The following is an 18,557-nucleotide window of genomic DNA, read 5'->3' on the forward strand; positions in this document are numbered from 1 at the left end:
TACTTTGGCGTAGTTGCTGCTCCTTCCGGGGTGAAGGCGGTGGCGGCGGCACCACACGAGTGGTGGACTACAACCAAACGGTGGCACAGAGTCCGTGTGCGGGGGCGTGATGGGCGTGGATGGGGGCGGCACGATCCTCGGTCGAGTGGACCAGGCCAGCTGGGACCGTCTGGTGGCACTCGTGCGCCGGTTCATCGCCGAAGGGACCGACCATCGTCGGGCCCTGGAACAGGTCGTGCGTGCCGCACGGCTCGATGCTCGCGGGATGCGATCGTTGTACGAATCGGTCAGCGCGACGGAGTCGGAGGGCTTCGGTCCTCCAAGGCCACCGTTCGCACCGGACCACCCTTCGGAACGAGGGGAGGATTTCGACGAAGTCGGTGAGGTCGACGACGAATTCGCCGAAGTCGACGACGCTCCCCCCGAACTTGCCTCGTTCAGGGGAACGGTGCGCGTCCTCGACCTGGCTGTCGCGCGTCGTGCCGCCCGGGAACTACTGGAGCGGGACAGATGGCGGCGTGACCCGCACCGGCATCTGCTGACCGACGAAGAAGAGGTCGGGCTCTGCCTGTTGTTCCGGGCAGCGCACGGCACGACCGATCCGCTGCCGGAAAGGTATTCGGCGACGCTTGCTCCAGATGGCGAGGAACAACGTGCGCTGACCGCCATGGTCGTCCACAACAAGGGACTCGTGCACAACCAGCTTCAAGGCCTTGGACTTCGGTACGGGGCCTTGGACTACGAGGACCTCGCGCAGCACGGGATGATGGCCCTTGTCCGCGCCGTGGAGAAGTTCGACGTCTCACTGGGATGCCGATTCTCCACCTATGCCACCTGGTGGATCCGGCAACACATCACTCGAGCCGTCGTGAACGAGGGAACGGCGATTCGGCTGCCGGTCCATGTCCAGGCCGGAATCGACAAGGTGCGGAAGCAGGAGCGCATCTTCCGCGGTCGCGGGGTGGAACCCACACTGGACGACCTCGCAGCGGCATGTGGGTTCACGACCAAGAAGGTGGCGGACTATCTGCAGTTGGGTGGCCGTGCGGTGCTGTCCCTGGAGCTTCCGATCGGGGAGAACAGCACTCTCGGAGATCTCGTCGCGGTGGAATCGCGCCCGGTACCGGGTCCTGAGCAGGCGCTGCACTCGCGATTCGAACGTGACGAGATCCTAAGGCTGTTCGACGGCTGCGAGCTCGCGAAGCGGACCCGGCAGATTCTCCTCATGCGCCATGGATTCGCCGACGGTGAGCCGTGGACGCTGGACGAGATCGGCAGGAGCCTCGGCATCACTCGCGAACGTGTGCGGCAGATAGAGAAGCGTGCACTGGAAGACCTGAGGATCGAAGTCGGGCTGCCCGTCGATGATCAAGCCGCGGAACGTGCGCTCCGCAGAGCGAACCGAAGGAAGGCAAGGGACTTGACCGACAGGGGAGTTGTGGACTTCGGCCAGACGACGGAGGCTGCTCCCGTCCGGCTGCCGGAACAGGAGCACACTCGGACGTCTGCTGTCTGGTATCACCGACCCGCTCACGATGACGGCGGACGCGAATTCGGCAACGCGGCAGCCTTCGCCTTCGAGGCCGATCTCGAGGTGCTTGCGCGCGAGGCGACGCAGAACAGTCTGGACGAACGCGATCGGCGCAACGATCGACCTGTCACGGTCCGCTATACCCTGCACGAGTTGACCGGGGACATGCTTGCCCGATTCCGCGAGGCGATTCGTTGGGATGATCTGCTGCCGCATTACGAGGCGGCCGCCGCCCAGGACCAGAAGGTCGGGCGCGTCATTCGCGCCGGCCTTGATGCAATGTCGGAGCGAGACAGGTTGGTCCTCCTTCGTGTCGACGACTACAACGCCAACGGGCTGACGGGTGACGACTACGATGACGGTCGGTTCTCAGCCGTGGTGCGTCGCCAGCTCGAGAGCCGCAAGTCGGATGCCTCCGCGGGTGGTTCCTACGGGCTGGGGAAGGCCACGCTCTGGGCGACCAGCCAACTGGGCCTTGTCCTCGTCAATTCGACTCTGTCCGAACCTCATGAGGGCAATAACCGAAGCAGGTTGATCGGGAGGCTCGATCTCCCGTGGCGCGAGGTGGCCGGTCGGAGGTTTGCCGGTCCCGCATGGTTCGGGCGCCCCGACGCCGATGCCGACAACCCGGAAGTCGTGCGTTCCTGGTGGGGGGATGCAGAGACGGTGGAGAGTCTTCATCTCACCCGCGATGGGGAGGAAGCCGGTACATCCTTCCTGATCGTCGGCGCACACGACGTGGCAAGTCTGGCCGAGGCCGGTCAGGACTCGGAGGCTGGTGTCGGGGACGACGACGACAGTCTGGAGCGCATGCACCAGAGGTTGGTTCGTGCGCTCGGTCGCAACTTCTGGGCCGCGATGACAGCCGGGGCCGATGGTCGTCCGCTGCTGGAGGCGTCGGTGCGGACGCTGCGAAACGGTGTGGTGCACCTGTCCGAGGAGCGAGTCGAGCCACATGTCCACCAGCCGGCCCGGTCGCGTGCACTGAAAGCGTTCCTGAGCGGGGCGACAGTGGATCGCATCACCGAATCGGGGCAAGTAGCCCTCGCAAGAGTTTCGTTGAAGGTTCCCGAGCGTGACCGCATTCCGGGGACCGCCGGCGAGCACCGGGCTGTGCTCCTTGTCACCGAGGCGACCGACGCCGATGGTCGGATCAATCAGGTGACGGCGATGCGCGGTAATCGCATGACGGTGAAGACGAGCTGGGTTCCGGGACTGCCGGTGGGAACCAACCCGTTCCAGGCCGTTCTGCTCGTGGGCCGGGCCGCTGGGGACGACGCTCCCTTCGCGGCGGAAGCGGAGGAGTTCCTGCGGTCGTCCGAGCCACCCGAGCACAACAAATGGGGGCAGACCGATGAGTTGAGGATGCGCTACTCGCCCTCTGCTCACCGGCGGATCGCCGCCCTGACGACGGAGACGAATCGAGCGGTCCACGGACTCGTGGCGATGCCTCAGGAGAAGAAGACGACCGGCACCGGCAACGTCGGCAAGCGACTCAAAATCTCAGGTAAACCCGTGGCCAAGGCAAAGGGGCTGATCGCACCACCGAAGCTGGTCGACCTGACGGCCGTGATCGACGCGTCCGGCGCATGGCACGTCACCGGTGAGGTCAAGGTCTCAGGCGGGGAGGACACCTGGCGTATGAGCCCCATCGTCAAAGTCGACGTTCGGTCGGGCCCGCGACCGGTCCTCGAATGGGCGGACCTGGTCGCGGTCAGCAATTGTCGCTTGGAGAACGGCGCACTGCTCTTTGCACCCGGAACCGGACGCGCGGTGTTCCAGGGCATCACCGATGTGTCGTCCCATCCGGTACGGGCGTCCCTGTCCGGGCTGGTCGTCGAACTTCAGCACAGCAAGGGCGGTGCGGCGTGAAGATCTATCCGTATCCCCGGCTGACCGGGTCGGTTACGGCACGCGTCACTGCCGTGCGTCTGCGGGGCGCCGGTGACGTACGCGAGCAGCTGGAAAGCAGAAGCTGGTCGGTCGTCGAGCAAGTTGTGGCCTTGGGTACCGCCGAGCGCGACGACTGGCAGACCGTGAGAATCGGCTTGGCCGCGACCGTGCCGACCCGGGAGATCGAGACCAAGGGCCACTGGACGGATGTCTCCGTCGTCGCCGTGGTCACGGAAGGCACCACGAACACGCGCACCGCCGCCCGTCTGACATCTACCGACGACAGTGGCAGGGACTGGAGCGGCGAGATCGAACTCGATCGTGCCGACCACCTGGACCGAGCGTCGTTGGCCGTGCACGTGGTGGCCATGGTCGACGGGCAGGCCGGGCGTGTGATCGCCTCCACCGACCAGGACTGGCTGATCGACATGGCCGCTGCCGCCCCCTTGAGGGAACGACAACTCGACGTCAGCACAGTCAGTTTCGTCCGTGGCACGGAGTGGCTTCGGAGTTTTCGGGACGCGCCATGGGTCGTGGACACGTCGGGTCGTATGCCGGCCGTTCGACTCAACTCGGATTTCGAGGGGCTCGTGGCACTCGTGGAGTCCAGCGGATCGCAGGTCGAACGAGCCGTGGGCGAGATGTTGTTGGCACAGATGTGCGCAGATGTATGGACTGCGGTTTTTCATACGGCGATCGGCGACCTGGAAGTCGAGGACGACGGCACTCCCCTGTTTCCGGCCGATTGGCGGGGGGCGGTGCTGCGCGAGATGCTCCCGGACATCGTCCCCGGCCGGTCGGACGAGGATGCTCTGCGTGAGGTGCACACCCGACGTACCGGAGAGGGGAGTTGGGCGAATCTGCAGCCACGCATCCAATATGCGGCGGCGCGCCGTGCCGACGTTCCTCGAACTTTGGCCTCGACCGTCCGTGATCTCGAACGAATCGCACAGGAGACCGACGCGTGACCTCGCGCCCCGAGTACCTTCCGGAACGGCTTGCGCTGCTCTCCGACCTGCAGGCCGCCGAGTTTGTCACCGTGGGGCTGCTCGAGGGACGCGATGACGTTCCTTCCATCGCCCTCAACAAGGTGGCCGAACCGCTGCCTGGCGACGACGCTCGATCGCGCCTTCATCGGGTGCGTGACCTGATCGACCATGCGCTCGTCAGGTTTCGGGGCGCGCCCCGGCCCACTGTGGCCGACGCGTGGCTCGCGCCACGCCTGCACGAGACCCTTCGCCTGACCCGCCGGGAGGCAGCCGAGAAGTCGTTCTGGACGTACTTGGCCTTGGGCGTGGCGCCGGACTACGTCGTGTGGCGCCATCAGTCCGAGGCGAAAGGGGACACGTCACATGGTCGCGTGGCGCGTGATCGGTTCTTCGGCGCGCACTACAAGCAGGCGTTCGCGCGGCTCTGGTGGGCGGCCGAGCTGTTCCGCGAGGGTTCCGACTATCGACCTGTGACCGTGGCCTGCAGCAACCAGGACATGCTCAACTCCGCGCTTCGGTTGGACGTGATCGACCATCGCCCTACCGCGCTGGCGCTGGTCAGGTTGCTGGAGCGGGGGATCGTGCGGACCGGCCGCGACGTGAACGCCTTGACCTCCGCCGTCAATGCCGCGGCGGCGACCCTGATGTACGACGTCGTCGCTCCGGATGTGGAACGTGACGGGGAACCGATGCGGGACTGGATCGCCACTGCCGAATCGGCTCTTCCGTCGCCTCGGGAAGTTCTTCCGGAGGGTCCCGAGGAGCAGCCGGCTCCGGAGAAATCCGTCGAATGGCTCGCCGGTCACTTCGCCGAGCTGTTCGCCGACACCGAGGTCAGGGGGAGGGTTTCGAACGCCGGCGACTGACCTTGTGCGAGTCGGGGGGGCAGGTGCTTCGGTCGCCGCATCCGATCCGCCGCAACGCGTCGGTGGTCGGCTGCGGGACCGGGGGCCAGGATTGCGCGGCCGTGAGTTCGCCGTCCGAGGGGGCGCTGTCGCGCAAGGCCATCCCGAGAATGTGCATGCCCAGCCGTGGCGGCACGGCATTGCCGACCTGCTGGCTCTGGTCCTTGCCCGACCAGGGGAAGTTGTGCGGGAAGGTCTGGAGGACCCCCGCCTCGGGGATGGTGAACCGGTCGCCGCGCTCGGCTTCGTGGTCCGCGCCGACCTTGTGGATGCGGTTGCGGGAGATCTTGCCGGTCACCGTGAACGCCGGTTCGGTGGACAGGCGCTTGCCCCGCTTCTTCGGATCGCCTCCGGAGCCGTAGTTCGAGACCACGAAGAACTTCGTCTCGCCACCCGTTCGGAGGCGGGACACATTCACAGGAGAGTTCGGAAGCTTGCTCGCCGCGTCGAGGGCGTCCGCCATCGAGACCCAAGGACGTTTGCCGGTGGGAAGTTCGGCGCCGGACGAGAAGAGGCCGGCCGGGGCTTCGCCGCGCCTGCCACGATGCAGCTCGAAGGCCCGATGGGTCGCCTCGAGAGCCGTGACGGCCCCGAGCTCAGGCAGCCGAGCGATGAGCACGGCTCGGGTACGTGTCTGCGGGACCCCGAACTGCTCGGTCTTCAGTTCCCAGCACTCGGCCTCGTACTTGATTCCCTGAAGACGGCCCTCACCGCTGCGCAGCAGGGTCCGGTAGACCTCCCACAGCGGCCCGACCGTGGGCACCTGCTCCAGGATTATCACGCGGTACGGGCTGCGGTCCTTGGTCTCGATGGCTTTGAGGAGCCATCGCAAGGGCTCCAGAACCAAGGCGGTGCGTGGGTCGAGATCGGCGAGCTCTTTGTCGATCGTGGCCTCGTCCTCCCCGGCCACGAGTCGATGGAGGAAGTCCTCCACAGTCTTCAGGGCGCGTCGCCCGGCACCTCTTCCCGCAACCGAGAAGGACTGGCAAGGCGGCCCGCCAGTGAGAACGTCGACCGATTCGGGGACCTCGTCGAAGCGCGTCTTGCGCATCACCCGGACATCGGCGTGGAAGGTCGGAAGACCTGCCGCGTAGCGCGTCTCGCAGGCGTTCAGGTCCCACTCGACGCCGATACTTTTGTAACCCAGGAAGTGTGCGGCGACATCGAGCCCGCCGGGACCGGCGAACAGATCCAGAATGCGGATCCCGTCGAGATCATGGACCTGTTTCCCCGGGCTGTTCATGGGGCTGGAGTCTAGACGCCAGGGACGACGTCGGCCGATGCGGCGGTGCGAGTCACCGGTACTGATGAAGTCCGCGGCCGTTCGAGCCGGATCGGACGTCGGCGGGGAGCATGTCACCGAGCGCACCATGCGAAGAGCCCCGCCGGATTTCTCCGGCGGGGCTCTTCATACATCTCACGTCGGGGTGGCGGGATTTGAACCCACGACCTCTTCGTCCCGAACGAAGCGCGCTACCAAGCTGCGCCACACCCCGTTTGATGCGCGTTCAGCTTAGCGGACCTGGGGGCTGAGGCGAAATCCGGTTTAGGCCGGGGCGAAAGTGCAGGTCAGGCGGGGGTCAGGGTCATGAGGGTGGCTTCCGGGGGGCAGGCGAAGCGGAAGCGGGCGTAGCGGGACGTACCGCAGCCGGCGGAGACGTGGAGGTAGGTCTCGTTGCCGGCGGACTCGTAGCGCGAGAGGCCCTTGGCGCGCTTGCGGTCGAGGTCGCAGTTGGTGGTGAGGGCGCCGTAGAAGGGGACGCAGACCTGGCCGCCGTGGGTGTGGCCCGCGATGACGAGGGGGTAGCCCTCGGCGGTGAAGGCGTCCAGGGCGCGGCGGTAGGGGGCGTGGACGACGGCGAGGGAGAGCTGTGCGGCGCGGTCGGGGCCGCCGGCCACGAGCTCGTAGCGGTCCCGGTCGATGTGCGGGTCGTCGAGGCCGACCAGTTCGATCTCGGCGCCGTCGAGCTTGAGGCGGCCGCGGGCGTTGTTGAGGTTCTCCCAGCCGGCCCGGTCGAAGCCGTCGCGCAGCTCCTGCCAGGGGTTCTCCGGGCCGAGGGTGCGGGTGCCGTCGTCGCGGCGCAGGTAGCCGGTGGGGTCCTTGGGGCGCGGGCCGAAGTAGTCGTTCGAGCCGAAGACGTACGCGCCGGGCAGGTCCATCAGCGGGGTGAGCGCGTCGAGGGTCTCCAGGACCGCCTCGGGGTCGGAGAGGTTGTCGCCGGTGTTGAGCACGAAGTCGGGCTTGAGGGCGGCCAGTCGGCGCAGCCAGTCCTGCTTCTTGCGCTGCCCGCACACCATGTGGATGTCGGAGACCTGGAGCACGCGCAGCGGGCGCATGCCGCGGGGGAGGACCGGCACCTCCACGCGGCGCAGGCGGAAGGAGCGGGCCTCGTAGGCGGCTGCGTAGGTCAGGCAGGCAGCCCCCGTGGCGGCGATGCCCAGCGGCAGCGCAAACTTCGTGTCCATTCTTCTTATGGTTCCAGAGGATGGCCTGGGCCGGGAGCCGCTGGTCCGGGGGCTTTGGGCCGGAAGGCGGGCACGCGGCTAATTGGGTGGGGAGCGGAACGGGGCGGCTGCGACACTGGGGGCATGAGTACCTTCAAGAGCCGTCTCCAGAGCGACCTCACCGAGGCCATCCGGGCCCGTGACGAGCTGCGTTCCTCGACCCTGCGCCTCACGCTGACCGCGGTCACCAACGAGGAGGTCGCGGGCAAGGAAGCGCGGACGCTCTCCGACGACGAGGTGCTGAAGATCGTCGTGCGCGAGGCGAAGAAGCGCCGCGAGGCGGCGGAGGCGTTCGAGCAGGGCGGGCGTGCCGAGTCGGCCGCGCGGGAGCGGGCCGAGGGCGAGATCCTCGCCGAGTACCTGCCCAAGCAGCTGGACGACGCGGAGCTGAAGGAGATCGTCGCGGCCGCCATCGCGGAGACCGGCGCCTCGGGCCCGTCCGCGATGGGTGCGGTCATGAAGGTCGTGCGGCCGAAGGTCGGGGACCGCGCCGAGGGCGGCCGGATCGCCGCGGAGATCAAGAGCCAGCTGGCGGGCTGACGCCGCGCGGCGCGGAGCCGCCGGGAAACGCACGACGCCGGGTGCTGCGTAAGGCGACTTACGCGGCACCCGGCGTCTTTGTGCCGGTGTACTCCTCGGGCCGGGAAGCCGGCTCGAGGAGCGCGGTACTACTAGCGGGGCTGGCCTCCCGGACCGCCGGGGCCGCCCGGTCCGCCGGGCTGGCCCGGCTGCCCCGGCTGGCCGCCGGGGTTGTTCGGGTCCTCGGGCTTGCCGTCGTCGGGCTTCGGGTGCTGCTCGGCCGGTGGCGGTATCACGCCCTGCGGCACCGGGGTGAAGTTGAGCTTCTGCTGGCCCGCCAGGGCCTGGCTCATGGCGTCTTTCCAGATCGGACCGGGGATCGCGCCACCGAAGACCTGGGTGCGCTTCTGCCCGCCGATGTAGATGCCGCCGGGCGGCTCCATGGTGGTGGGCTTCTTGGGGTGGCCGACCCAGACCGCGGTGGAGAGCTGCGGGGTGTAGCCGACGAACCAGGCGTTGGTCTTCTTGTCGGTGGTACCAGTCTTGCCGGCATTGGCGCGGTCCGGCAGACCGGCCTTGGTGCCGGTGCCGCTCTCCGTCACGCCGGTGAGCAGCTCGTTGATGATGTCGGCGTTCTCCGGCTTCATCAGCTGGCGGCAGTTCGCCTCCGGGACCGGCATCTTGCTGCCGTCCAGGCGGGCGACCTCGGTGATGACGACCGGCGCGCAGTACTTGCCGCGGGCGGCGAAGGTGGCGTACGCGTTGGCCATGCTCAGCGGGGTGACCGTCTCACTGCCCAGGGTCAGCGAGGGGACCTGGCTCAGCGGCTTGCCGTCGCCGACCGTCACGCCCATGCTCTGCGCGAGCGTGGCGACCGGGCAGATGCCGACGCTCTGCTCCAGCATGACGAAGTAGGTGTTGATCGAGTACTTGAGCGCGGTCTGCATGTCGTACGTGCCGAACTCGCTCTGGGTCTCGTTCTTCAGACCCTTTTTGCCGTCCCAGCCGTCACCCTTGGTCTTGCCTTCGCAGGTGCTGAACCACTGGTCGTCGAACTTCATGATGTACGACGAGGTCGTGTACTTGGTGCCGGGGCCCAAGTTGGCCTCCAGCGCCGCGGCCGCGGTGATCGGCTTGAACGTCGAGCCGGGCTGGAAGCCCAGCGCCGAGCCGCCCATGTCCTTGCCCACCGAGTAGTTGATGGACGTCTCGTTGGCGTTCTCGTCGAAGCCGTACGGCCGGCTCTGCGCCATCGCCTTGATCTTGCCGGTGCCCGGCTCGACCATCACGATCGCGTCCGCGACGTCTTCCTTCTGCAGCACGCCCTTGGTGGCCGCCTTGTAGGCCGCCTCCTGCATCTTCGGGTCGAGCGTGGTCTTGATGCGCAGACCGCCGGCGCGCCACAGCGCGTCGCGCTCCTCCTGGGTCTTGCCGAAGACCGGGTCCTTCTGCATGACGTTCTCGACGTAGTCGCAGAAGAACGCCGCGCCGTTGGCCGCGTTCGCCATCATGCAGCCCTGCTGCAGCGGCTGGACCTTGAGGTTGAGCTCGGTGGCCTTGGCGGCGTCGACCTCTTCGCGCGAGGCGACGTTCAGTTCGGCCATGCGCTGCAGCACGATGTTGCGGCGCTCCTTGGCGGCCACCGGCTGCGTGATCGGGTCGTACTTGGTCGGCGCGTTGACGATGCCGGCCAGCAGTGCCGCCTCGGGCAGCGTCAGGTCCTTGGCCTTCTTGCCGAAGTAGCGGTACGAAGCGGCCTCGACGCCGAAGGCGCGCTGGCCGAACGGGATGATGTTGAGGTAGCGCTCGAGGATCTCGTTCTTGCTGAAGCGCTGCTCCATCCCGATCGCGTACTTCAGCTCCTTGATCTTCCGGGAGAGCTCCTGCTTGGTGGCGTCGGCCACCTTGGCGGGGTCGTCGCCGGCGAGTTCGACGAAGATGTTCTTCACGTACTGCTGGGTCAGGCTGGAGCCGCCCTGCACCTCGCCGCCGGACTGGTTCTTGATCAGCGCGCGCAGCGTGCCCTTGAGGTCGATCGGCCCGTGCTGGTAGAACCGCGAGTCCTCGATGGCCACGATGGCCTTCTGCATCTGCGGCGAGATCTCGTTCAGGTCGACGAGGATGCGGTAGCGCTTGTACACGGTCGCGAGCGCGTTCCCGGCCGCGTCGTAGATGTACGACGGCTGGGCCAGGAACGGCGCCTCGAGCTCGTTCGGGAAGTCGTCGAAGTTCTCCGCACCGGCTTTCGCGGACAGCCCGAGGCCTCCGACGATGGGCAGGGCGATCCCCGCGACGAGTGCACCGGCCAGGATGCTGGCACCGATGAAGGCCGCCAGGCGGCCGGTGAAGCCTATGAACGACTTGGGGCGCGCGGGACCTCGACCGGGGGCGCCGGGGCGGGTCGTGCCGGAGGGGGTACGGGCCATGCGCCACAGACTACGTGCCGAAACCTGCCGCACGGCGCAGGGACTTCGCCTAGTCTGTAACAGCAGCCGGGGGACAGCTCCCCACACCTCCTTCACCCTATCGAGTGAATTCGGGCCAAGGCGGGATCTACCCGGCACGCCCGCGGCGGTGAACTCCCGGGCATACCCGCAGGTCGCGCAAGACTTTTCACCCGGACGGGTGGGTCCATATTTGCGCATAGTCCGTCCGGGTCATTGATGACTGCCCAGTAGGGGCTGTTGCGCGCGCCCGTCTTTTCGTAGCGTCCTGCTTGGCAACGGGATTTCCCGTCGCCGCCGTAGGGGGAGCCTCGAATCGGGAGAGGACGGCACCAGCATGAGCTGGGTTACCGACTGGAACGCACTGGCCGCGTGCCGCGCCAGCGATCCGGATGAGCTGTTCGTGCAGGGGGCGGCCCAAAATCGCGCAAAGGCTGTATGCACCGGATGCCCGGTGCGTACCGAATGCCTGGCCGACGCCCTCGACAATCGCGTCGAGTTCGGTGTCTGGGGAGGGATGACCGAGCGGGAACGGCGGGCACTGCTGCGCCGCCGGCCGACCGTCACTTCCTGGCGCAGGCTCCTGGAGACGGCCCGCGAGGAGTACGAGCGGGACATCCACGCCGACTACCACGACAACATCGGCCTGCGCGCCGCAGGCTGACGCACACCCGAGGGCCGCTGCCGCATCTGGCCCTGCCGCACCGACGCGCACCTATGGTCCACGGGCCCGGGAGTCAGGCCCCGGCTCGGGGACCCGGGTGCCGCGTCGAGCCGGCACGGTCGCGGCGGTACGCCCTGCCCTGCCGGCCCGGGCCGAACGCCCGGGGCCGGCTGCTCCGCGCCGCCGCGTTCACCCCAAGTGGCGGCCGATGGCCCGCAGTCCGTCGAGGTCGTGCACGTCGCCGGGCAGCGCGGGCACCTCGACCAGCGGCACTTCCGGGTGGATCGACGTGAAGCGGGTGCGGACCCGCTCCTCGCGGCCGATCATGCGCAGGCGTTCGGCGTGCAGGGTCAGCAGTCCGGCCACCAGCCGCAGATCCTCCGCGGACGGGCCGTCCTCGCTGGGTGCCTCGTCTTCGTCGAGGGCCTGTTCGAGCAGGGTCTCGGCGGCCGCCGCGCTGCGCTCCGCGGACAGCTGCGCCGCGTCCGTCTCGTGCACGCGGTTGAGCACCAGCCCGGCCAGCGGCATCGACTCGGCGGCCAGGCGTTCGACGAAGTACGCGGCCTCGCGCAGCGCGTCCTTCTCCGGTGCGGCGACCACCAGGAACGCGGTGCCGCGCGCCTGCAGCAGTTTGTAGGTGGCGTCCGCGCGCTTGCGGAAGCCGCCGAAGGTCGTGTCCAGCGCGGCCACGAAGGTCTGGATGTCGGTGAGCAGATGCGCGCCGACGACCTTGTTCAGCGCCCCGGTCATGAGCCCCATGCCCGCGGACAGGAACTTCAGCGCGCCGCGCCCGCCGACCTTCGCGGGGGCGGACAGTATCCGGATGAGCCGGCCGTCCAGGAACGACCCGAGGCGCTGCGGCGCGTCGAGGAAGTCCAGCGCGGAGCGGCTCGGCGGGGTGTCCACGATGATCAGGTCCCAGCTGCCGCCGGCGTGCAGCTGGCCCAGCTTCTCCATCGCCATGTACTCCTGCGTGCCCGCGAAGCCGGCCGACAGGGACTGGTAGAAGGGGTTCTCCAGGATCTGCCGGGCCCGGTCGCGGTCCGCGTGCTGTTCGACGATCTCGTCGAACGTGCGCTTCATGTCCAGCATCATCGCGTGCAGGCTGCCGCCCTTGGTCTCGTCGACCCCGGCGACCTTGCGCGGCGTGTTGTCCAGCTCGGTCAGGCCCATCGACTGGGCCAGGCGGCGCGCCGGGTCGATGGTCAGCACCACGACGTCGCGCCCGCGTTCGGCGGCGCGCAGGGCGAGTGCGGCCGCGGTCGTGGTCTTGCCGACGCCGCCCGAGCCGCAGCACACCACGATGCGGGTGTCCGGGTCGTCGATCAGCGGGTCGATGTCCAGCTGCGGCACCGGCCGGGAGCCCCGGGCGGGGGCGGCGGCCTTGCCCTTGGCGGTGCTCCTGGACGGGCTCCTGGACGTGCTGTTTGCCGGGCTGTCGGCCACGGGGGTCATGCCACTCCCTGTTCGCGCAGGCGTTCGGCGAGGCGGTACAGGCCGCCCAGGTCCACCCCGTCGGGCAGCAGCGGCAGCTCGTACACCGGCAGGCCGAGGCCGCGCACGGTGCGGCGCTCCTCGGTCTCCAGCACGATCCGGCTCGCGTGCTCGTCCGCCTCGCCGAGGAGGGCGGCGACCAGGGCCTTGGTGGGCCGGACGCCGGCCGCCCGGAGCCCGGCGTCCAGGAGCTCGGGGGTGAGGCGGCGTCCCGCGTCGTTCTCGTCGTCGGCCTGCAGCGGCGGCCGGGCCATGTTGACCACCACGCCGCCCACCGGGAGTCCGGTGCCGCGCAGTTCGGCGACGCCGTCCACGGTCTCCTGGACCGGCATCTCCTCCAGCAGCGTCACCAGGTGGACGGCCGTCTCGGGGGAGCGCAGCACCCGCATGACCGCCTCGGCCTGCGAGTGGATCGGGCCGAACCGGGCCAGCCCGGCGACCTCGGTGTTGACGTTGAGGAAGCGGCTGATCCGGCCGGTCGGCGGCGCGTCCATGACGACCGCGTCGTAGGCCCACGGGCCCTTGTCGCCGCGCTCGCCCTTGAGCCGGCGGCGCACCGCCTCGCACGCCTTGCCGGTCAGCAGGACGTCGCGCAGACCGGGCGCGATGGTGGTCGCGAAGTCGATCGCGCCGAGCTTTTTCAGGCCCTTACCGGTGCGGCCCAGGTGGTAGAACATGTCGAGGTAGTCGAGCAGGGCCTCTTCGGGGTCGATGGCCAGCGCGAACACCTCGCCGCCGCCCGGCGCCACCGCGATCTTGCGCTCCTCGTAGGGGAGTTCCGCGGTCTCGAAGAGCTGCGCGATGCCCTGCCGGCCCTCCACCTCGACCAGCAGCGTCCGGCGTCCGCCGCGGGCCAGGGCGAGGGCCAGCGCGGCGGCCACCGAGGTCTTGCCGGTGCCGCCCTTGCCGCTGACGACGTGGAGGCGGACGCCCTCCCAGTCGGAGTCCGCGCCCGGCTCGCGGGGGCTGTCGTGCTCGGTCACCTGGCTCACACTGTCGAGACTAACCACCCTCCGGCGCACCGAACCGCGCGCGGTCCGTGCGGGTGACGGGCATCACGTGCGGGGCGGTCAGGTGACGGTGGAGCGGACCGCGTACTTGGGGTCGAGGTGCGCCCCGGTCGCCACGATGTCGCCGAGCACCGCGGCCGCGTCCACCACGTCGGCGTAGGACACGTACAGCGCGTTGAAGCCGAACCGCAGGATGTCCGGCGGCCGCACGTCGCCGATCACGCCCCGGTCGATCAGCGCGGCCATGATCGGGTGCGCGGCGTCGTGCCGGACCGCGACCTGGCTGCCGCGCAGCGCGTGCTCGCGCGGCGTGGCCACCTCCAGGCCCAGCTCGTCCGCGCAGGCGATGAACAGGTCGGTCAGCGCCAGGCTCTTGGCCCGGACCGCGGCCATGTCGGTCTCCGCGAAGACGCCGAGCGCGGCTTCCAGGGCCAGCATGTTGAGCAGCGGCGGGCTGCCGATCCGGCCGCGCGAGATGCCGTCCGCGGGGCGGTAGCCGGACTCCATGGCGAACGGCTCGGCGTGCCCGTGCCAGCCGGTGAGCGCCGGGTCGAAGTCCTGCTGCAGGCGGCGGGCCACGTACAGGAACGCGGGCGCGCCGGGACCGCCGGACAGGTACTTGTACGAGCAGCCGACCACGAAGTCCAGGTCGTGCGCGTCCGCGTCGATCGGCACCGCGCCGGCCGTGTGGCACACGTCCCACAGCACCAGCGCGCCGGCCGCGTGCGCCGCGGCGGTGATGCCGGCCAGGTCGCGCAGCTCGCCGGTGCGGTAGTCGACGTGGTTGTAGGCGGCGAGGGCGATGTCCGCCCCGTCCGCGGCCAGCACCGCGGCGGCCTCGGCGGCCGGTACCCGGCGTACCTCGGCGTTGCACAGCCGCGCCACCGAGTCGGCCAGGTAGGCGTCGGTCGGGAAGGTGGCCGGGTCGGTGAGGATGACGTTGCGGCCGGGCCGCATGCGCAGCGCGGCGATCATCGTGTTGAACAGCTGCACGGACGTCGAGTCGCCGCACACCACCTGGTCGGGGGCCGCGCCGATGACCGGGGCGATGGCCGCGCCGACCCGGGTCGGGGCGTTCCACCAGTCGGCGTCGTTCCAGGACCGGATCAGCCCGACCCCCCACTGCTGCCGGACGACGTCGTCCAGGGCGCCGGGGACGTCGTCGGGCAGCGCGCCGAGCGAGTTGCCGTCGAGGTAGATCACCCCGGCCGGGAGGCGGAAGCGCTTGCGCAGCCCGGCGAGCGGGTCGCGGGCGTCGAGTTCCAGGGCGTGGGCGCGGGACGTGTCGGGCACGGTCGGTCCCCCAGGGTCGGTTCGGTACGGCTCGGATGCAGCGGTGTGTGTCCGGCCGGGCGCCGGGCTATGTGTCGGGCGCGTCAGATCACGGAGGTACGCATTGTCCACAGGTCAGGAAATGCCCGGACACGCACGGTCCGCTCCAGCCACTCCGCCCCCGACGAGCCGCCGGTGCCGGGCCGGTTGCCGAGCGCCCGCAACGTCGCGGCCAGGTGCCGCTCGCGCCAGCGCGTCCAGCGCTCCGAGAGGTCGGTGAGCGCCTCGCCCAGGTCGCGCAGGTCGGGGTGCGCGGTGCCGGTCGCGTAGACCTCGGCCCAGACCTGCTCGACGCCCGGGTCGGGCTCGTACGCGGCGGTGCGGTCGCCGGTCAGCTTGTGCTCGGGCACCGGCAGGCCGCGGCGGTGCAGGGCGGCCAGCGTGGCGTCGTACAGGCTCGGGGCGTGCAGGGCGGCGTCGAGCTGGGCGTACACCTCGGGCACCCCGGCGTACGGCCGGATGATGTTGGGCCGCTTGTAGCCGAGCATGAACTCCAGCTCGCGGTACAGGTGCGACTGGAAGCCGGAGGCCTCGCCGAGCGCCTCGCGGAACGCGCCGAACTCGGCCGGGGTGAGGGTGGCGAGCAGGTCCCATGAGTTCACCAGCACGTCGGCCTGCCGCACGCTGCGCCGCAGCACGCGGGTGGCCTCCGCGGTCTCGTCCGCGTCGAGCAGGTCGCGGGCGGTGGTCCACTCGTGCTTGAGCAGCGCGAAGAGCAACTCCATGACCTGCGAGGCGATCACGAAGGACATCTCGGTCGGCTCGTCGGTGCGCGGGTGCTGCAGGCTCAGCAGCTGGTCCAGCCCGATGTAGTTCGAGTACGGAGGCGCGTCCGGGTACGCGGTGCGCGGCGCCTGCGCCGGACCTCCACCGCCCATCGGGCACACCCCTGCCATGTCGACCGGGGCACCTGCGGTTGTGCTGACCATGACCCACACCTCCTTGAGTGCCTTTATCGAAGCGTGGCGCCCGGCATCTGGGAATGGTCGTTCGAAGGGCCAGGGGGCTGATCGTCTTACGATAGGAAAAGAATCCCGAGGAATCCTTGCCGATCGAAAAGGCCCCTTGATGGCACTGGATGCGACCGACCGCCGGCTCCTGGACGAGCTCCAGCGCGACGCCCGCGTGTCGTACAACGAACTGGCGCGGCGGGTCGGCCTGTCCGCGCCGACCGTCGCGGACCGGGTGCGCCGCATGGAGCGCGCCGGGGTGGTCACCGGCTACCACGCGCACGTCGACCCGGCGGCGGCCGGCCGCGGCGTCGTCGCGCTGGTCCGGATGAACTGCTACGGGCCCGGCTGCCTGCTGCGCCGCGATGCGGACGAGGTGCGCGACTGGCCCGAACTGCTGCAGCTGCACCGGGTGACCGGCGACGCGTGCTGCCTGCTGATGGTGGCCACGCCGACCATGCACGACTTCCAGGCGCTCATCGACCGGCTCGCCGAGCACGGCACGCCGTCCAGCACGATGGTGCTCTCCAGCCCGGTCCCGTGGCGCGCCGTCGCGGCGCCGTAGCGGACCTGGCAAAGGGCGGGGCGCCCAGACATTAGAGTCCCGTGCCATGAAGAAATGGGAATACTTCACCGCGCCGTTGCTGATCCACAACACCAAGCAGATCCTCGACACCTTCGGTGAGGACGGCTGGGAGCTCGTGCAGGTCGTGCCGGGTCCGAACCCGGAGAACCTGGTGGCGTACTTCAAGCGGGAGAAGCAGTCGTGACGGAGTTCGTGCACCCGGAGGACCGGCTCGCGCAGCTCGGTCTGGCGCTGCCGGGTGTGGCGGCTCCGGTCGCCGCGTACGTCCCGGCGCTCCGCACCGGCAACTACATCTACACCTCCGGCCAGCTGCCGATGGTCGACGGCAAGCTGCCGCAGACCGGCAAGGTCGGGGCCGAGGTGACGCCGGAGGAGGCCAAGGCCCTCGCGCAGCGCTGCGCGCTCAACGCGCTGGCCGCGGTCAAGGCCGAGATCGGCGACCTGGCGCTGGTGCGCCGGGTGGTCAAGGTGGTCGGTTTCGTGGCCTCGGACCCGGGCTTCACCGGGCAGCCGGGTGTCATCAACGGCGCCAGCGAGCTGCTCGGCGAGGTCTTCGGCGAGGCGGGCCGGCACGCCCGCAGCGCGGTGGGTGCCGCGGTGCTGCCGCTGGACGCGCCGGTCGAGGTGGAGATCGTCGTCGAGGTCGTGTGAGCCCCGCGCGGAACCGCGCGAACCGGCCGGGCGGCTGCCGTGGCGCAGCCGCCCGACCGCGCTCCGACGGCGCTCCGAGCGGGTTCCGACCGTGCCTCGGGTGCGTCCCGACCGTGTCCGGGCCGTGTCCGGGCCGTGTCCGGACCGGGCGCCGGGCCGGAACTGACGCCCTGTCAAATCGGCTCGACGGCGCGTAGCATCCGCGCATGACCACGCCTGCCATGCCCGCGTCCTGGATCGAGCGCGCCCGCGCCATCCTGGCCGGCGAGTTCGCCCCCGCCGAGCCGCGCCGTGCGGCGACCGTCGTGCTGCTGCGCGAACGGGCCGACGGACCGCAGGCCTACCTGCTGCGCCGGCACGCCGGGATGAAGTTCGCCGCCGGGATGTACGCGTTCCCCGGGGGCGCGGTGGACCCGCGCGACGCCGACCACGAGGTGGCGTGGGCCGGGCCGTCGCCCGACGAGTGGGCCAAGCGCTTCGGCACCTCGTCCGCCGAGGCCCGGGCGATCGTGGCGGCCGCGGTGCGCGAGACCTTCGAGGAGTCCGGCGTGCTGCTGGCCGGCCCGGATACCGCCTCGGTCGTCTCGGACACCACCGGCGACGACTGGGAAGCCGACCGGGCCGCCCTGGTGGACCGCACGCTGGGCCTGACCGAGTTCCTCGACCGGCGCGGCCTGGTGCTGCGCTCGGACCTGCTCGGCGGCTGGTCGCGCTGGGTGACCCCGGAGTTCGAGGACCGCCGCTACGACACCTGGTTCTTCGTCGCGACGCTGCCCGAGGGGCAGCGCACGCGCGACGTGTCCGGCGAGGCCGACCGGGTGACGTGGGCCAAGCCCGCCGACGTCCTGGCCCGGCACAAGGCCGGCGAGCTGGGCATGCTGCCGCCGACCATCGAGACGCTGCGCAACCTCGCCGAGTACGCCAGCCCGGCCGCCGCGCAGGACGCCTCGGCGGGCCGCGACCTGGCGCCGATCATGGCCCGTCCGCGCCTGGAGGGCGAGCGGCTGATCATCGAGTGGCCCGGCATCCCGGACCCCTTCGGCACCGCCTGACCGCCGGGCCGCCCGGCCTTCGGACCGGGACC

Annotated in this window: 16 protein-coding genes and 1 tRNA gene; 9 read left to right on the forward strand and 8 right to left on the reverse strand. The window is 69.8% G+C overall.

The annotated features are described in order from the left end of the window. Positions 1-667: 667 nt before the first annotated feature. Genes LZ495_RS18500 through LZ495_RS18510 form a run of 3 tightly spaced genes read left to right on the forward strand, consistent with a single transcriptional unit; the run spans position 668 to position 5,279 of the window. Complete coding sequence (locus LZ495_RS18500) at positions 668-3,403, forward strand: sigma-70 family RNA polymerase sigma factor (RefSeq protein WP_372498601.1); 2,736 nt, start codon at positions 668-670, stop codon at positions 3,401-3,403. Continuing rightward, positions 3,400-4,392, forward strand: a complete 993-nt coding sequence (locus LZ495_RS18505) for a hypothetical protein (protein WP_235053390.1) — start codon at positions 3,400-3,402, stop codon at positions 4,390-4,392. Before LZ495_RS18500 ends, LZ495_RS18505 begins: the two co-directional genes overlap by 4 nt. After that, a complete protein-coding gene (locus tag LZ495_RS18510; protein WP_235053391.1) occupies positions 4,389-5,279 on the forward strand; it encodes a DUF6339 family protein in 891 nt (296 codons plus the stop codon). The genes LZ495_RS18505 and LZ495_RS18510 overlap by 4 nt, the downstream gene beginning before the upstream one ends. Here the strand turns inward: LZ495_RS18510 and LZ495_RS18515 are convergent. The 3 genes from LZ495_RS18515 to LZ495_RS18525 all read right to left on the reverse strand — a co-directional run bounded on the left by LZ495_RS18515 (position 5,248) and on the right by LZ495_RS18525 (position 7,784). After that, the gene (locus tag LZ495_RS18515) at positions 5,248-6,561 is read right to left on the reverse strand and encodes a DNA cytosine methyltransferase (RefSeq protein WP_235053392.1); all 1,314 of its coding nucleotides are present in this window, start codon (positions 6,559-6,561) and stop codon (positions 5,248-5,250) included. The two genes, LZ495_RS18510 and LZ495_RS18515, sit on opposite strands and share 32 nt — an antisense overlap. Positions 6,562-6,740: 179 nt before the next feature. Then, positions 6,741-6,814: transfer RNA gene (locus tag LZ495_RS18520), tRNA-Pro, on the reverse strand. Positions 6,815-6,887: 73 nt separating this feature from the next. Next, positions 6,888-7,784, reverse strand: coding sequence for a metallophosphoesterase (locus tag LZ495_RS18525; protein ID WP_235053394.1), 897 nt, complete (start codon positions 7,782-7,784; stop codon positions 6,888-6,890). Positions 7,785-7,907: 123 nt separating this feature from the next. Between LZ495_RS18525 and LZ495_RS18530 the strand changes: the two genes are divergently transcribed. Next, positions 7,908-8,363 (forward strand): GatB/YqeY domain-containing protein, encoded by a 456-nt coding sequence (locus LZ495_RS18530; RefSeq protein ID WP_235053395.1) that lies wholly within the window; start codon positions 7,908-7,910, stop codon positions 8,361-8,363. A 131-nt stretch (positions 8,364-8,494) separates the two neighbouring features. Here the strand turns inward: LZ495_RS18530 and LZ495_RS18535 are convergent, their stop codons facing one another. Continuing rightward, a complete protein-coding gene (locus tag LZ495_RS18535; RefSeq protein ID WP_235053397.1) occupies positions 8,495-10,768 on the reverse strand; it encodes a transglycosylase domain-containing protein in 2,274 nt (757 codons plus the stop codon). A gap of 355 nt (positions 10,769-11,123) precedes the next feature. Between LZ495_RS18535 and LZ495_RS18540 the strand changes: the two genes are divergently transcribed. Then, a complete protein-coding gene (locus tag LZ495_RS18540) occupies positions 11,124-11,450 on the forward strand; it encodes a WhiB family transcriptional regulator (RefSeq protein WP_235053398.1) in 327 nt (108 codons plus the stop codon). A 189-nt stretch (positions 11,451-11,639) separates the two neighbouring features. Here the strand turns inward: LZ495_RS18540 and bagB are convergent, their stop codons facing one another. The 4 genes from bagB to LZ495_RS18560 form a co-directional block, all read right to left on the reverse strand. Next, the gene (gene bagB, locus LZ495_RS18545) at positions 11,640-12,905 is read right to left on the reverse strand and encodes an ATPase BagB (RefSeq protein WP_235053399.1); all 1,266 of its coding nucleotides are present in this window, start codon (positions 12,903-12,905) and stop codon (positions 11,640-11,642) included. Further along, entirely contained in the window at positions 12,902-13,927 is a 1,026-nt protein-coding gene (gene bagA, locus LZ495_RS18550) for an ATPase BagA (RefSeq protein ID WP_235053625.1), read from the reverse strand. The genes bagB and bagA overlap by 4 nt, the downstream gene beginning before the upstream one ends. A gap of 87 nt (positions 13,928-14,014) precedes the next feature. Then, positions 14,015-15,247: a kynureninase gene (gene kynU / locus LZ495_RS18555; protein WP_235053400.1), complete on the reverse strand. Its 1,233-nt coding sequence runs from the start codon at positions 15,245-15,247 to the stop codon at positions 14,015-14,017. 83 nt (positions 15,248-15,330) lie between these two features. Further along, positions 15,331-16,215, reverse strand: a complete 885-nt coding sequence (locus LZ495_RS18560) for a tryptophan 2,3-dioxygenase (protein WP_235053401.1) — start codon at positions 16,213-16,215, stop codon at positions 15,331-15,333. A gap of 139 nt (positions 16,216-16,354) precedes the next feature. On the opposite strand from LZ495_RS18560, the gene LZ495_RS18565 reads away from it, so the two are divergent. The 4 genes from LZ495_RS18565 to LZ495_RS18580 all read left to right on the forward strand — a co-directional run bounded on the left by LZ495_RS18565 (position 16,355) and on the right by LZ495_RS18580 (position 18,525). Next, positions 16,355-16,801 (forward strand): Lrp/AsnC family transcriptional regulator, encoded by a 447-nt coding sequence (locus LZ495_RS18565; protein ID WP_235053402.1) that lies wholly within the window; start codon positions 16,355-16,357, stop codon positions 16,799-16,801. A 46-nt stretch (positions 16,802-16,847) separates the two neighbouring features. Further along, on the forward strand, positions 16,848-17,006 hold the full coding sequence (gene sp36 / locus LZ495_RS18570; protein ID WP_231773247.1) for a Sp36 family protein: 159 nt from the start codon (positions 16,848-16,850) through the stop codon (positions 17,004-17,006). Continuing rightward, positions 17,003-17,473: a RidA family protein gene (locus LZ495_RS18575; RefSeq protein WP_235053403.1), complete on the forward strand. Its 471-nt coding sequence runs from the start codon at positions 17,003-17,005 to the stop codon at positions 17,471-17,473. The genes sp36 and LZ495_RS18575 overlap by 4 nt, the downstream gene beginning before the upstream one ends. 206 nt (positions 17,474-17,679) lie before the next feature. Next, positions 17,680-18,525: an NUDIX hydrolase gene (locus LZ495_RS18580; protein WP_235053404.1), complete on the forward strand. Its 846-nt coding sequence runs from the start codon at positions 17,680-17,682 to the stop codon at positions 18,523-18,525. Positions 18,526-18,557 lie beyond the last annotated feature (32 nt).

Source organism: Yinghuangia soli, assembly GCF_021502675.1.
GTDB lineage: Bacteria > Actinomycetota > Actinomycetes > Streptomycetales > Streptomycetaceae > Yinghuangia > Yinghuangia soli.